The 13,988-nt window shown below is 57.7% G+C and carries 11 protein-coding genes; 4 read left to right on the top strand and 7 right to left on the bottom strand.

What is annotated here, in order from left to right:
- Positions 1–3: 3 nt before the first annotated feature.
- The 5 genes from hslU to priA form a co-directional block, all read right to left on the bottom strand.
- On the bottom strand, positions 4–1,338 hold the full coding sequence (gene hslU, locus LPQ25_RS25405; protein WP_002882917.1) for an HslU--HslV peptidase ATPase subunit: 1,335 nt from the start codon (positions 1,336–1,338) through the stop codon (positions 4–6).
- 9 nt (positions 1,339–1,347) lie between these two features.
- A complete protein-coding gene (gene hslV, locus LPQ25_RS25400; RefSeq protein ID WP_002882918.1) occupies positions 1,348–1,878 on the bottom strand; it encodes an ATP-dependent protease subunit HslV in 531 nt (176 codons plus the stop codon).
- Positions 1,879–1,969: 91 nt separating this feature from the next.
- Positions 1,970–2,938: a cell division protein FtsN gene (gene ftsN / locus LPQ25_RS25395; RefSeq protein ID WP_002882919.1), complete on the bottom strand. Its 969-nt coding sequence runs from the start codon at positions 2,936–2,938 to the stop codon at positions 1,970–1,972.
- A gap of 93 nt (positions 2,939–3,031) precedes the next feature.
- Positions 3,032–4,060, bottom strand: a complete 1,029-nt coding sequence (cytR, locus tag LPQ25_RS25390) for a DNA-binding transcriptional regulator CytR (RefSeq protein ID WP_002882921.1) — start codon at positions 4,058–4,060, stop codon at positions 3,032–3,034.
- A gap of 150 nt (positions 4,061–4,210) precedes the next feature.
- Positions 4,211–6,406, bottom strand: a complete 2,196-nt coding sequence (gene priA / locus LPQ25_RS25385) for a primosomal protein N' (protein WP_009309733.1) — start codon at positions 6,404–6,406, stop codon at positions 4,211–4,213.
- A 252-nt stretch (positions 6,407–6,658) separates the two neighbouring features.
- On the opposite strand from priA, the gene rpmE reads away from it, so the two are divergent.
- Positions 6,659–6,871 (top strand): 50S ribosomal protein L31, encoded by a 213-nt coding sequence (gene rpmE, locus LPQ25_RS25380; RefSeq protein WP_002882922.1) that lies wholly within the window; start codon positions 6,659–6,661, stop codon positions 6,869–6,871.
- A 101-nt stretch (positions 6,872–6,972) separates the two neighbouring features.
- Here rpmE and metJ read toward each other — a convergent pair whose 3' ends face one another.
- On the bottom strand, positions 6,973–7,290 hold the full coding sequence (gene metJ, locus LPQ25_RS25375) for a met regulon transcriptional regulator MetJ (RefSeq protein WP_002882924.1): 318 nt from the start codon (positions 7,288–7,290) through the stop codon (positions 6,973–6,975).
- A 267-nt stretch (positions 7,291–7,557) separates the two neighbouring features.
- Here metJ and metB point away from each other — a divergent pair, with 267 nt between their 5' ends.
- Together metB and LPQ25_RS25365 are read left to right on the top strand one after the other, a co-directional pair.
- Positions 7,558–8,718: a cystathionine gamma-synthase gene (gene metB / locus LPQ25_RS25370; protein WP_012737107.1), complete on the top strand. Its 1,161-nt coding sequence runs from the start codon at positions 7,558–7,560 to the stop codon at positions 8,716–8,718.
- 2 nt (positions 8,719–8,720) lie between these two features.
- Positions 8,721–11,153: a bifunctional aspartate kinase/homoserine dehydrogenase II gene (locus LPQ25_RS25365; RefSeq protein ID WP_002882944.1), complete on the top strand. Its 2,433-nt coding sequence runs from the start codon at positions 8,721–8,723 to the stop codon at positions 11,151–11,153.
- Here the strand turns inward: LPQ25_RS25365 and LPQ25_RS25360 are convergent.
- Positions 11,128–12,264, bottom strand: coding sequence for an IS1/IS1595 family N-terminal zinc-binding domain-containing protein (locus tag LPQ25_RS25360; RefSeq protein WP_012737108.1), 1,137 nt, complete (start codon positions 12,262–12,264; stop codon positions 11,128–11,130). The genes LPQ25_RS25365 and LPQ25_RS25360 overlap by 26 nt on opposite strands.
- 138 nt (positions 12,265–12,402) lie before the next feature.
- Between LPQ25_RS25360 and LPQ25_RS25355 the strand changes: the two genes are divergently transcribed.
- Positions 12,403–13,959: a bifunctional metallophosphatase/5'-nucleotidase gene (locus tag LPQ25_RS25355; RefSeq protein WP_012737109.1), complete on the top strand. Its 1,557-nt coding sequence runs from the start codon at positions 12,403–12,405 to the stop codon at positions 13,957–13,959.
- Positions 13,960–13,988 lie beyond the last annotated feature (29 nt).

The raw sequence follows: 13,988 nt of genomic DNA, 5'->3' as shown, positions 1-13,988 counted from the left end.
GGATTATAGGATAAAACGGCTCAGATCTTCATCTGCCACCAGAACATCCAGGTGTTTACTCACATATTCGGCATCAATAGTGACGGTCTGGCCGTTCATCTCGCTGGCATCATAGGAGATATCTTCCACCAGGCGCTCCAGCACGGTGTGCAGGCGACGCGCACCGATGTTCTCGGTGGTTTCGTTTACCTGCCATGCGGCCTGGGCGATGCGCTTGATGCCGTCTTCGGTGAATTCGATGTTCACCCCTTCGGTCGCCATCAGCGCCTTGTACTGCACGGTGATGGAGGCATTCGGCTCGGTCAGGATGCGCTCGAAGTCGTGGGTGGTCAGCGCCTTCAGCTCAACGCGGATCGGCAGACGCCCCTGCAGTTCCGGGATCAGATCGGATGGGCTGGCCACCTGGAATGCGCCGGAGGCGATAAACAGGATGTGGTCGGTCTTGACCATCCCATGTTTGGTGGAGACGGTGCAGCCTTCCACCAGCGGCAGCAGGTCGCGCTGTACGCCTTCGCGGGAGACGTCCGGGCCGGAGGTATTGCCGCCGCGCTTACAGATTTTGTCGATTTCGTCGATAAAGACGATACCGTGCTGCTCTACAGCGTCGATGGCTTCCTGCTTCAGCTCTTCCGGATTGACCAGTTTGGCCGCTTCTTCTTCAATCAGCAGCTTCATCGCGTCTTTGATTTTCAGCTTACGCGGTTTCTGCTTCTGGCCGCCGAGGTTCTGGAACATAGACTGCAGCTGGCTGGTCATCTCTTCCATGCCAGGAGGGGACATGATTTCAACGCCCATCGGCGCCGCAGCGAGATCGATTTCAATCTCTTTATCGTCCAGCTGGCCTTCACGCAGTTTTTTACGGAACGCCTGGCGCGCTGCAGACGGTTCCTGCGACGGCTCAGTCTGGCCCCAGTTGTTCTTCGCCGGTGGGATCAGCACGTCAAGCACGCGCTCTTCCGCCAGCTCTTCCGCGCGGTAACGGTTCTTATCGATGGACTGCATGCGAACCATTTTGATCGCCGCATCGGTCAAATCGCGGATGATGGAGTCCACTTCTTTACCGACATAGCCCACTTCGGTGAACTTCGTCGCTTCAACTTTGATAAACGGCGCGTTAGCCAGTTTTGCCAGACGACGGGCGATTTCGGTTTTACCGACGCCGGTTGGGCCGATCATCAGAATGTTTTTCGGCGTGACTTCATGACGCAGCTCTTCGTTAAGCTGCATCCGACGCCAGCGGTTACGCAGGGCGATAGCAACAGAACGCTTGGCGGCGTCCTGACCGATAATGTGTTTGTCCAGTTCGCTGACAATTTCGCGTGGGGTCATTTCAGACATGGGAGATCCTTACGCTTTAGAAGGTAATTCTTCGATGGTGTGGAAATGGTTGGTGTAGATGCAGATATCACCTGCAATATCCAACGCTTTCTCGGCGATGTCGCGCGCGCCCATATCGGTATTTTCCAACAGCGCGCGGGCCGCGGCCTGGGCGTAAGGACCGCCGGAGCCGATAGCAATCAAATCGTTTTCCGGCTGTACCACGTCACCGTTACCGGTGATGATAAGCGACGCGTTTTCGTCCGCGACGGCCAGCAGCGCTTCCAGTTTGCGCAACATCCGGTCAGTTCGCCAGTCTTTGGCCAGCTCAACGGCGGCCTTCACCAGATGGCCCTGGTGCATTTCCAGTTTACGTTCAAACAGTTCGAACAGCGTGAAGGCGTCGGCGGTGCCGCCAGCGAAACCGGCAATCACTTTGTCGTTGTACAGACGACGCACTTTCTTCACATTGCCCTTCATCACGGTGTTGCCCAGCGTGGCCTGGCCATCACCGGCAATAACAACATGGCCGTTACGGCGAACACTTACAATTGTAGTCACGAGCAGACCCCTTGGTTGCAAAAGCGGAACAGGGGCCCCGCGCTGTCCGCGGGGCCGAATGCAATTATAGATGGGGGGGATTTTGAGGGTTTCAACCCCTGGCGGCGAGACGAATGCAGTTCGCGTGTCCAGCCATCTTCAGGCGGGTGATCATCTCGTTGGCGCTTTCTTTGCCTTTCAACGGGCCAATAACCACGCGGTTCCAGCCGTTGTTAGTGGTAATGTGCGAAGCAAACCCTTCGAAAGCCAGCTGAGCGCGGACGGTTTCGGCCTGCTCGGCGCCTTTAAAAGAGCCGCACTGGATCATCCAGCTACGATCGTCTTTCTTCTCGGCGGTGGTTTTCGGCGCTTCTTCCACCCGAGTTACCGGCGCCGCGGCCTGGGTACGCGGCTGCGTGGTATTGGTATGCGCTGGCGTCTGCAGCAGATCCTGGTACGGCTGCTGGTTTGACGCGGTCTGCTTCGGCTGTTGCTGCTGAACCGGCTTCGGCTGCTGAACGCGCGGCGGCTGCTGTTGGACGGTCTGCGCCTGAGTCTGCGCCCACTGTTGCTGCTGCGCCTGCTGCTGTTGCTGCGCTAAACGCTGACGCTGAAGCGTCTGCTGGCGCTGCGCCGGCGTTTGTTCGTTCCACGGCACTTCGGTCAGCTGGGTCGGCTGCTGGCGCATATCGGCCTGCATCTGGGCGAGCAGCTGGCGCTGCTCGTCGGTCAGCTGTTCCGGTTTCATGACTTCGCCACCGGCGGTCGGTTCGGTCGGCGCGCGGACGCCAGGCTGGCGGCTTTCCAGCTCTTTAATATAGCGCCAGCGCTCTTCCGGTTTGGGCGGCAAGCCGTTGCCGGCGGCCTGGCGATTTTGCATCGCTTCCGCTTCTTCTTTCTTATGATGCGTAATGAAATAGAGGCCACCGATAAAGGCCACCAGCACAGCCGCCGCGATCGCCACCATCGCCGGTGAAATCGCCGGAAGGCTGCTTTGCTTATTCCTTGAGCTTCGGGTCGTGCTCTTTTTGCGCCGCGAAGAAGCCGGTTGGCTGCGGCGTACATAATCTCGTTGTGCCACTATCGTTTCGCTGTCTTATATTCGTTCGTCAGCCCGCCATGTTACTTAAGCGGCGGGCCTTTGACCAGAAGAGCAGGCCCGAAAGCCTGATGGTTATCGTCTGATTTTTTGCGTACTGCCGCGAACAATCAGTTCGCAATCGAGCAGACGCGAGCCGCTGTTCACGTTATGCCCCTGCATTTGCTCCAGTAATAGCAGCATTCCTTCACGGCCAATATCAAACCGTGGCTGTGAAACCGTGGTCAACGGCGGATCGCAAAATTCAGACAACGCGATGTTATCGAAGCCGACAATTGACAGGTCGTCCGGTACTTTCAGACCGCGACGTTTTGCCAGCGATAAGGCGCCCAGCGCCATCACATCGCTATGGCAAAAGACCGCCGTGGGCGGCACCGGCTGCGCCAGCAGCTGCTCCAGCGCATTGGCGCCGGCTTCGAAGGTAAAGTTGCCGCGAGCAATATAGTGCGGATCGACGGTGATACCGCTGCGGCGCAGCGCCTGCACATAACCCTGCAGGCGATAATGGCACAACGGCATATCTTCCGGGCCGGCGATACAGCCGATACGCTGATGTCCCAGCTCGTGGAGATAATTTACCGCGTTAAAGGCCGCCGTCAGGTTATCGATATGGACGGTGGGCAGCTCCAGCTCCGGCGCAAACTCATTCGACATGACCATTGGCGGCAAATTGCGCTGCTCTTCCACGCTGGCGTCAAACGGCAAGCGCGAGCTGAGCAGCACCATGCCGTCGATCTGCTTGGTGATGATAAGGTCGATAAAGGTTTTTTCTTTCTGATTCTGGTGGGCGCAATCGCCGATTAACACCAGATAGCCGTGCTCGGCGGCAGTGACTTCAATACCGCGGATCACTTCACTAAAGAAGGGATCGCAGATATCCGGGACGATCACGAGGATCGTCCGCGATTCGTTGCGCTTCATATTGCGTCCGAGCGACTGCGGTAAATAGCCGACTTCCAGCGCCGCCTGCTCGACCCGGTTACGGGTGGCTTGCGACACCTTATCAGGGTTCATCAACGCTCGGGACACGGTTGCCGTGGAAACGTTTGCCTTGAGGGCGACGTCTTTCATGGTGGCGGCAACCACTTGTTTTTTGGGCTTCACCTGGTTTCTCCTCGCTGAATGGCGCTGGCATTTCCCTTGGGCGCTAACTGCTGCATCATTTTTATCAGATAGTCGCGGCAGTGAGTTACAGAATTTTCATGAAAAACGTGATGCTTGTTAAATTTTTCGATCCGGCTCGCAAGAGAAGGCTTATCCTTCAATCGGATCGACATCCAGCACCCACTTCACTTTTCTCGCCTCCGGAAGCGTATTGATCAGCGCCAGCGTACCGCTAACGATATGTTGCAGACGCACCCGCGAAGGATGCTGCAGCAATATTTGCCAGCGCCAGCGGCCGCCGCGCTTTGGCGCCAGCGCCGGAACCGGACCGAGCACCCATAGCTTTTCGTCGGCCAGCGGGCTGGCCTGCAGCAGATTGCGCAGCTGTTGTAAAAACAGCGGCGCCTGCTGGTTGTTATGGTCTTCCGCACGAATCAGCACATGGCTGGTCCACGGCGGCAGCTGCATCGTCTGCCGCTCTGCCAGCGCCTGTTCGGCAAAGGCGTCGTAGCCTTTATACAGCAGGGTCTGCAGTAGAGGGTGTTCCGGATGGTGGGTTTGAAGAATGACCTCGCCCTGTTTTCCTGCCCGGCCCGCTCGTCCGGAGACCTGGGTATAAAGCTGAGCGAAACGCTCTGCGGAGCGGAAATCAGCGGAAAACAGCGCCCCGTCGACATCCAGCAGGGAGACGAGGGTGACGTCCGGGAAGTGGTGCCCTTTGGCCAGCATTTGGGTGCCAATCAGAATACGCGCCCCGCCGCGATGGACGGCGGCGAGATGTTCCTCCAGCGCTCCTTTGCGGCTGGTGGTATCGCGGTCGATACGCGAGATAGGCACCTCAGGGAACAGCGGCGCCAGGGCCTGCTCCAGCTGCTCGGTGCCGATCCCTACCGGCACCAGATGCGTGGAGCCGCAGGAAGGACACTGGCGCGGGATCGGGCGCTGGCTGTCGCAATGGTGGCAGCGCAGATGGTGCTGCGCCTGGTGCAACGTATAGTAACTGTCGCAGCGCGGGCATTCCGCTATCCAGCCGCAATCGTGGCACAGCAGCGCTGGCGCAAAGCCGCGGCGGTTAAGAAACAGGATCACCTGGTTATCCGCTTGCAGGTGCTGGCGCATACGGCTAATCAGCGCGGGAGACAGGCCCGCCTGCAGCGGTAGCCCTTTGAGATCGAGCACGTGCTGCTGGGCCGGGCGCGCATTGCCCGCGCGTTTGCTTAAGGTTAACTGGCGGTATTTACCCTGGCGGACGTTATGCAGAGTCTCCAGCGCCGGCGTCGCCGAGCCGAGAATTATCGGGATCTGCTCGCTGTGGGCGCGCCATACCGCCAGGTCGCGGGCATGGTAGCGCCAGCCTTCCTGCTGCTTGTAGGAGCTGTCATGCTCTTCGTCGATGACGATGACGCCGAGATCTTTAAATGGGGTAAACAGCGAGGAGCGGGTGCCGATCACAATGGCCGCTTCGCCATTTTTCGCCTTCAGCCAGGCCGAGAGACGTTCGCTGTCATTGAGCCCGGAGTGCAGCACTTCCACCGGCGCGTTAAAGCGCTGGCGAAATCGGGCGATGGTTTGCGGCGTCAGGCCGATCTCCGGCACCATCACCAGCGCCTGGCGCCCCTGCGCCAGCACATTCTCCAGCACGCTCAAATAGACTTCCGTTTTCCCGGAGCCGGTAATACCCGCCAGCAGCCAGGCGGAGAAACGATCGGCGGCGCTGTGGATCGCCCCGACGGCGGTGGCCTGCTCGGTATTCAGGCGCAGGCGTTCGCCGGCAACCGAATACGCGCTGCGCCAGTCGGTGAGGGCGGGCGCTTCGCAGGCCAGCTCCGCCAGCCCTTTACCGCGCAGCGCCTGCAGCGCCGCTTCATTGAATTCCAGTTCGCCAACCTGATGACGCCAGATTTTACCCTGGCGCAGCGCCGCCAGCGCCTGCTGCTGCTTCCGGGAGCGTTTCAGGCCGTTAAGGTCGACAACCTGCCCCTGCTCGGTGGCGAACCAGTACCACAGCGGCGTGGCGCTGGCGGGTTTGCCCTGGCGCAGCATAACGGGTAATGCATGGAACAGCACATCGCCGATCGGGTGATGGTAATACTCAGCCGCCCACATCAGCAGTCGCCAGACAGTCGTGGAGAAGACCGGCTCGTCGTCCAGCGCTTCGGCGACCGGTTTTAGCTCATCCAGCGGCAGTTCGCTGCGCTCGCTCACCGCCGCGACAATGCCGATCCGCTCCTGTTTGCCGAACGGCACCCGCACCCGACAGCCCGCTTTGACCGCCATGCCTTCAGGCAGCAGGTAGTCAAAAGTGCGCGGTAGCGGAACGGGTAGGGCAACGTGGGCGACGGACATGTCATCTTCCTGACTTGAAATCTGGCGGGATAGTATACACATTACGATAAGGCGGCGCGGATCAGTTTGCATATGCTGGTCAAATTCTGTATGATTCGCCGCCTTTGATGCGCTTTATATCGCATTGAAGATTGACCATTACCGCGTGCTTCACGCTGTCAGCAGCGTAGAAGGCGACGGGAAATTACTAATATCGCGTGGTGTCTGGCGTTAGGGCTGGAAGAGCGACGCGGCCTTAACTGAGGTTCTCCCATGAAAAAAGGTATTCACCCAAATTACGACGAAATTACTGCTACCTGTTCTTGCGGTAATGTCATGAAAATCCGCTCCACCGTTGGTCACGACCTGAACCTCGACGTGTGCGGCAAATGCCACCCGTTCTTCACCGGCAAACAGCGTGATGTTGCTACCGGTGGCCGTGTTGACCGCTTCAACAAGCGCTTCAGCATCCCGGGCAGCAAGTAAGTTGCCAGAAGAAGCCGCCTCAGGGCGGCTTTTTTGTCTCTTCCGCCTGCCTGGGCGGGAAAGAAAAAAGGGCGGAAGATTATTCCGCCCTTTTTATCGTCTCAGTATTCCCACGTATCCGGGTCGATTCCCAGTTCACGCATAATCGCTTTCGCCGCTTCCGGGATCTCATCGCTGCGCTCTTTACGCAGGTCTTCATCGTTAGGCAACGGTTGTCCGGTAAAGGCATGCAGAAACGCTTCGCACAGCAGCTCGCTGTTGGTCGCGTGACGCAGGTTATTCACCTGACGACGCGTGCGTTCATCGGTGAGGATTTTTAACACCTTCAGAGGAATGGAAACCGTAATTTTCTTTACTTGTTCACTCTTCTTACCGTGCTCAGCGTATGGGCTGATATATTCGCCGCTCCATTCAGCCATGAGATACCTTAATCCTCTGTTTATTAGTGAAGGGCCAGAATATTCCGCCCGGGCTATAATTGCGCGTAGTTTACCGTATGCGCGGGCTTTCTGACATGAGATAAGCCGCCGACGACGTGCGCTAATGCATATAATTTTAACGGCTATTTGCACTTTGCTCAATCTATACGCAAAGAAGTTTAGATGTCCAGATGTATTGACGTCTATTGTGACAATGATTACTCTGGAGCCTGACTTTTCACCGATTCAGCCCAGGAACTTCCCAACATGACGCGTAAACAGGCCACCATCGCAGTGCGTAGCGGTTTAAATGACGACGAGCAGTACGGTTGCGTTGTCCCGCCGATTCACCTCTCCAGTACCTATAACTTCACCGGCTTTAATGAACCGCGCGCCCACGACTACTCCCGTCGTGGCAATCCGACGCGCGATGTGGTGCAGCGCGCCTTAGCGGAGCTGGAGGGCGGCGCCGGCGCGGTGCTGACCAATACCGGAATGTCGGCGATCCTGCTGGTGACGACGGTGTTCCTTAAACCGGGCGATCTGCTGGTGGCGCCGCACGACTGCTACGGCGGCAGCTACCGTCTGTTCGACAGCCTGGCGAAGCGCGGCTGCTATCGCGTCCAGTTTGTCGATCAAAGCGATGAGCAGGCGCTGCGGGCGGCGCTGGCGGAAAAACCGAAGCTGGTGTTGGTGGAAAGCCCAAGTAATCCATTGCTGCGGGTGGTGGATATTGCGAAAATCTGTGGTCTGGCGCATGAGGCCGGGGCACTTAGCGTGGTGGACAACACCTTCCTGAGCCCGGCGTTGCAAAACCCGCTGGCGCTGGGCGCCGATCTGGTGCTGCATTCCTGTACCAAATACCTCAATGGTCACTCCGATGTGGTGGCCGGGGTGGTGATTGCCAAAGATCCGGCAACTGTCACCGAACTGGCATGGTGGGCGAATAATATTGGCGTCACCGGCAGCGCCTTCGACAGCTATCTGCTGTTGCGCGGGCTGCGGACGCTGTCTCCACGGATGGAAGTGGCGCAGCGAAATGCCCTGGCGATCGTTGAGTATCTGAAAACCCAGCCGCTGGTGAAAAAGCTGTATCATCCATCGCTGCCGGAAAACCAGGGGCATGAAATTGCGGCGCGTCAGCAAAAAGGTTTTGGCGCAATGTTAAGCTTCGAGCTTGACGGTGACGAGCAGACGCTGCGCCGTTTTCTGAGCGGGCTGTCGCTGTTTACACTGGCGGAATCGCTGGGGGGCGTTGAAAGCCTGATTTCCCATGCGGCAACGATGACGCATGCCGGCATGGCGCCTGAAGCGCGTGCCGCCGCCGGAATTTCAGAAACGCTCCTGCGTATATCGACCGGTATTGAAGATGGTGAAGATTTAATTGCCGACCTGGAAAATGGCTTCCGGGCAGCAAACGAGGAATAAAGATGAGTGTGATTGCGCAGGCAGGGGCGAAGGGTCGTCAGCTGCACAAATTTGGTGGGAGTAGTTTAGCGGATGCGAAATGTTACCTGCGCGTCGCGGGGATCATGAAGGAGTATTCGCAGGCGGGGGATATGATGGTCGTCTCCGCCGCTGGCAGCACCACCAACCAGCTGATCAGCTGGCTTAAGCTTAGCCAGAGCGATCGCCTTGCTGCGCATCAGGTTCAGCAGTCGCTTCGCCGCTATCACACCGAGCTGATTGGCGGTCTGCTGGAGCCTGCGGCGGCGGATACGTTGATAGCCGCCTTTATCCACGACCTTGAGCGTCTGGCTGGTCTGCTGGACGGCGGGGTTTCCGAAGCGGTCTATGCGGAAGTAGTCGGCCATGGGGAAGTGTGGTCCGCGCGCCTGATGGCGGCGGTTCTCAATCAGCTGGGTATGGAAGCCGCCTGGCTGGACGCGCGCGCGTTCCTGCGCGCGGAACGCGCCGCGCAGCCGCAGGTGGATGAAGGATTATCCTATCCGCTGCTGCAGCAGCTGATGGCGCAGCATCCTAACAAACGTCTGGTGGTGACCGGCTTTATCTCCCGTAACCAGGCCGGCGAAACCGTCCTGCTGGGCCGTAACGGGTCTGACTACTCTGCCACCCAGATCGGCGCGCTGGCGGGTGCCTCCCGGGTCACTATCTGGAGCGACGTTGCCGGGGTGTACAGCGCGGATCCGCGCAAGGTGAAAGACGCCTGCCTGCTGCCGCTGCTGCGTCTGGACGAAGCCAGCGAGCTGGCGCGCCTGGCCGCGCCGGTGCTCCATGCCCGCACGCTACAGCCGGTTTCCGCCAGTGATATCGATCTGCAGTTACGCTGCAGCTACACGCCGGAACAGGGTTCCACGCGCATTGAGCGCGTGCTGGCCTCCGGTACCGGCGCACGGATTGTCACCAGCCATGACGACGTCTGCCTGGTGGAGTTCCAGGTGCCGGCCGGTCACGATTTCAAACTGGCGCATAAAGAGCTGGACGCTCTGCTCAAACGCGCCCAGCTGCGCCCGTTAGCCGTTGGCGTCCATGCCGACCGTAAGCTGCTGCAGTTCTGCTATACCTCCGAGGTGGCCGACAGCGCGCTGAAATTGCTCGATGAAGCCGGTCTGCCGGGCGAGCTGCGTCTGCGTCAGAAGCTGGCGCTGGTGGCGATGGTGGGCGCGGGAGTCACCCGTAACCCGCTGCACTGCCACCGTTTCTGGCAGCAGCTCAAAGGGCAGCCGGTGGAGTTCACCTGGCAGTCTGAAGAGGGGATCAGCCTGGTGGCGGTGCTACGCGCCGGGCCGACGGAAAGCCTGATCCAGGGGCTGCATCAGTCCTTGTTTCGCGCCGAAAAGCGTATTGGCCTGATGCTGTTCGGCAAAGGGAACATTGGTTCCCGCTGGCTGGAGCTTTTCGCCCGTGAACAAACTACGCTCTCGGCGCGTACCGGTTTCGAGTTTATTCTCGCCGGCGTAGTCGACAGTAAACGCAGCCTGCTGAATTACGACGGGCTGGATGCCAGCCGGGCGCTGGCTTTCTTCAACGATGAAGCGGTGGAGCAGGATGAAGAGTCGCTGTTCCTGTGGATGCGCGCGCACCCGTATGATGATTTAGTGGTGCTGGACGTCACCGCCAGCGAACAGCTGGCCGACCAGTATCTTGATTTCGCCAGCCATGGCTTCCACGTCATTAGCGCTAACAAGCTGGCGGGTGCCAGCAGCAGTGATAAATATCGTCAGATCCACGACGCGTTTGAGAAGACTGGGCGCCACTGGCTATATAACGCCACCGTGGGCGCCGGCTTGCCGGTGAACCATACGGTGCGCGACCTGATCGACAGCGGCGATACTATTCTCGGCCTGAGCGGTATCTTCTCGGGAACGCTATCCTGGCTGTTCCTGCAGTTCGATGGCACCGTGCCGTTCACCGACCTGGTGGATCAGGCGTGGCAGCAGGGGCTGACCGAGCCGGATCCGCGCGTCGATCTGTCCGGTAAGGATGTGATGCGTAAGCTGGTGATCCTCGCGCGGGAAGCGGGCTATGACATCGAACCGGATCAGGTGCGTGTGGAATCACTGGTGCCGGCGCACTGTGAAGAGGGGTCGGTCGATCACTTCTTTGAGAATGGCGAAGAGCTGAACGAGCAGATGCTGCAGCGTCTGGAAGCGGCCCGCGAGATGGGGCTGGTGCTCCGCTACGTGGCGCGCTTTGATGCCAACGGCAAAGCACGCGTCGGTGTGGAAGCGGTACGCGAAGAGCACCCGCTGGCGGCGCTGCTGCCGTGCGATAACGTGTTTGCCATCGAAAGCCGCTGGTATCGCGATAACCCGCTGGTGATCCGCGGGCCCGGCGCCGGGCGCGATGTGACCGCCGGGGCAATCCAGTCGGATATTAACCGCCTGGCGCAGCTGCTGTAAGCGTCGCGTTATACTCTTGAACCAGTGAGGCCACTATTTGCGTTACGCGCCCTGCGGAATACAGGGCGCTCTGCGCAAACGCGGGTCTGTTTTCCAGCCATATTGTAAACCGTCGGCTGGCCGCAAGGTCTGGTAGAAAGGCGTTCTCTTCTGCAGTGCCGGCAAGCCGGCAGACCATTTTCTGATTCTCTTCCTGCGTCCAACGCTGCCATGAATTTTGCCACCAGCCATGATGGGTTTTCCCCTGTAGCTGCCACGGAGCCGGGCTGGCTGGGTTCCTTATCTCTTCTTCCACATACCATAGATCGCCTTGCCGCTGACGAAAAAGCGGCGCCCAGGCAACGATCGCCGCGCCGCGTAAAAAGCATTCATGCGCAATAACGTGCGTTTTCACCTCTGGAAACTGCTGGCTGAGCAGTTTGAAATGACCGTGCGCGGCGATAACCGGGCGCAATATATTGCCGCGGGCATGGCGCTTTTGCATTGCGCTGCCGTACTGGATTTCATCGAACTGACTGCGTTGTAAAAAGCGCATTTCAGTGAGAGAAATACGTTGAATAATATCGTCAGTCTCCTCCCTGTCGGCTTGTCCGCCGCGCCAGTGATAGCGTAATGATTCGCCTACCGCGAAAGGAGTGAAATTAGAGGTAAGATGAATAACATTACCGCGCACGGCATCAAAGCTTAATAAAAAATAGAGCTTTTGCCCGGCGGCATTACCCTGGAATGGCGCTATCAACGGTACGCTGCAAATACGTCGTGGGGCTTCAATTGGGGCGATGTGTGGGAATTTTGGCGTCCAGACCTTTTTACAGTGGCGGCACTGAAGGCGTTGCGTACCCTGCGGATTGCGGCCGTAGCGAATAATATCCCGCTGATAGCATACCGGGCAAAAATAGCCGTAGCGGCGGGCATGATCCGTCAGATAAGCCGCCAGCCAGGGGCGGAATTCCCGTTCGTTAAACAGGGGGGGATAGCTGCCGCAGGCTGCGCAGTAGAGCGCCGGGTAGCCCAGCCGAAAATTCGGGAAATGATACTCAGCCGCAGACGGTAAACCTAAATTGCGGCAGCCAAAAGTTTTACAGGCATTAATGGTAAAGAGAGTATCCACTGGCAGGTCAATACCAACGATTTTTACAGGTCGTTAATTTTGTCCTGCTCAGGTTGCATACAACTGTGAATGCTCTCACATAAAAAAGTCTTTCAGAACGTAACTTAGCGGTTCTTTATCACTCTGAAAGGAACTCCGATGAAACTAAAAGCAATGAGCGCAGCACTTCTGTTGACTTTGCCTTTCTGGGCCTGCGCCAAAGATGTCACCATAATTTATACCAACGATCTTCATGCCCATGTCGAACCTTATAAAGTGCCATGGATAGCGGATGGTAAACGAGATATTGGCGGTTGGGCGAATATCACGACGATGGTGAAACAGGAAAAAGCGAAAAATAACGCGACCTGGTTTTTTGATGCCGGAGATTATTTTACCGGGCCTTACATCAGTAGCCTGACGAAGGGCAAAGCGATAATCGATATTATGAATACGATGTCCTACGATGCGGTGACTATCGGTAATCATGAGTTCGATCACGGCTGGGATAATACGTTGCTTCAGCTTAGCCAGGCGACATTCCCGATTGTTCAGGGCAATATTTTTTATCAGAACAGCGATAAATCGTTCTGGGATAAGCCCTATACCATTATCGAAAAAGATGGCGTGAAAATTGGCGTGATTGGCCTGCACGGCGTGTTTGCTTTTAATGACACCGTTTCTGCCGCGACGCGAGTGGGTATCGAAGCGCGCGATGAGGTGAAATGGCTACAGCATTATATCGATGAACTTAACGGTAAAGTGGATCTGACCGTGGCCCTGATCCATGAAGGCGTCCCGGCGCGTCAGTCGAGCCAGGGGGGAACCGATGTGCGTCGTGCGCTGGATAAAGATATTCAGACTGCGGGTCAGGTGAAAGGTCTGGACGTTTTAATTACCGGCCATGCTCACGTTGGCACACCGGAGCCCATTAAAGTGGGTAATACGTTGATCCTTTCTACCGATAGCGGCGGCATCGATGTGGGTAAACTGGTGCTGGATTATCAGGAGAAACCGCACCAATTCACGGTGAAGCACTTTGAGCTGAAGACGCTTTATGCCGATGAGTGGAAGCCTGATCCGCAGACAAAACAGGTCATCGACGGCTGGAATAAGCAACTTGATCAACTGGTGCAGCAGGTCATTACACAATCGCCCGTTGAACTGACCCGTGCGTATGGCATCTCTTCGCCGTTGGGCAATCTTGCCGCTGACGCCTTGCTGCTGGCAGCAGGTAGGAGTACGCAGATGGCGTTAACCAACTCGGGCGGGATCCGGAATGAGATCCCCGCCGGGGCGGTGAGCATGGGCGCCGTTATCAGCACCTTCCCGTTTCCCAACGAGCTGGTCACCATGGATCTAACCGGGAAGCAGTTGCGTAGCCTGATGGAGCATGGCGCCGGGTTGAGCAACGGCGTGCTGCAGGTCTCCCGGGGACTGGAAATGAAGTATGACAGCAGCAAACCTGTGGGCCAGCGCGTTGTGTTATTCAGGCTAAACGGTAAACCGATTGACGATACGACGGTTTACCATATTGTCACCAACAGCTTCCTTGCAGATGGCGGCGATGGTTTTGTCGCGTTTACCGAGGGGCAGGCGCGTAATACCTCCGGCGGCTATTACGTTTCAAATGCGGTCGTAGACTATTTCAAAGCCGGGCAAAAGATAACGGATGAGCAGCTTAGCGGGCAGCGCGTTGTCGATGTGAAGAAATAAGTTTTTAAGGCCGGGCAGTCAGCCCGGCC

This window comes from Klebsiella sp. KPN54798 (assembly GCF_021184225.1).
In the GTDB taxonomy this organism is placed as follows: domain Bacteria; phylum Pseudomonadota; class Gammaproteobacteria; order Enterobacterales; family Enterobacteriaceae; genus Klebsiella; species Klebsiella pneumoniae.
The sequence above is the reverse complement of the archived record's forward strand: the minus strand, read 5'-3'. Positions and strand labels throughout refer to the sequence as shown.

Excerpts from the sequence above, each read along its gene's own strand:
- rpmE (WP_002882922.1), top strand. The coding sequence starts at position 6,659 with ATGAAAAAAGGTATTCACCCAAATTACGACGAAATTACTGCTACCTGT.
- metB (WP_012737107.1), top strand. The coding sequence starts at position 7,558 with ATGACGCGTAAACAGGCCACCATCGCAGTGCGTAGCGGTTTAAATGAC.
- LPQ25_RS25365 (WP_002882944.1), top strand. The coding sequence starts at position 8,721 with ATGAGTGTGATTGCGCAGGCAGGGGCGAAGGGTCGTCAGCTGCACAAA.
- metJ (WP_002882924.1), bottom strand. The coding sequence starts at position 7,290 with ATGGCTGAATGGAGCGGCGAATATATCAGCCCATACGCTGAGCACGGT.
- hslU (WP_002882917.1), bottom strand. The coding sequence starts at position 1,338 with ATGTCTGAAATGACCCCACGCGAAATTGTCAGCGAACTGGACAAACAC.
- LPQ25_RS25355 (WP_012737109.1), top strand. The coding sequence starts at position 12,403 with ATGAAACTAAAAGCAATGAGCGCAGCACTTCTGTTGACTTTGCCTTTC.
- priA (WP_009309733.1), bottom strand. The coding sequence starts at position 6,406 with ATGTCCGTCGCCCACGTTGCCCTACCCGTTCCGCTACCGCGCACTTTT.